At 36.6% G+C, this 429-nt stretch carries 1 protein-coding gene; it reads left to right on the top strand.

What is annotated here, in order from left to right:
- A partial coding sequence (locus H4O21_RS28195; protein ID WP_182812477.1) for an ATP-binding protein occupies nt 1-429 on the top strand: 429 nt, incomplete at both ends.

Genomic DNA, 429 nt, shown 5'->3' with positions numbered 1-429 from the left:
AAACTTGCTGAAAAACTATCGCGTTACGGTGTAAAAATTATTGGAACCAGCTTTGAATCTCTAGATTTGGCTGAAGATAGAGGAAGTTTTTCAACTCTATTAAAAGAAAACAATATTCCTTATCCACAATTTGATACTGCTGAAACTGCTGATGAGGCTTTAGCCGTAGCAAAAGAGCTGGATTTCCCAATCCTTGTAAGACCGTCTTACGTACTTGGAGGACAAGGGATGAAAATAGTGATTAATGAAAAAGAGCTTGAAGAGCATGTTATAGATTTATTGAATAAAATTCCAAATAATAAACTGTTACTAGACCACTATTTAGAAGGCGCGATAGAAGCAGAAGCCGATGCAATCTGTGATGGTGAAGAGGTTTACATTATTGGAATCATGGAACATATTGAGCCATGCGGTATTCATTCAGGAGAT

This window comes from Oceanospirillum sediminis, assembly GCF_014164585.1.
Classification (GTDB): Bacteria; Pseudomonadota; Gammaproteobacteria; order Pseudomonadales; family Halomonadaceae; genus Oceanospirillum; species Oceanospirillum sediminis.
This window is presented reverse-complemented; position numbering and strand designations above follow the sequence as displayed.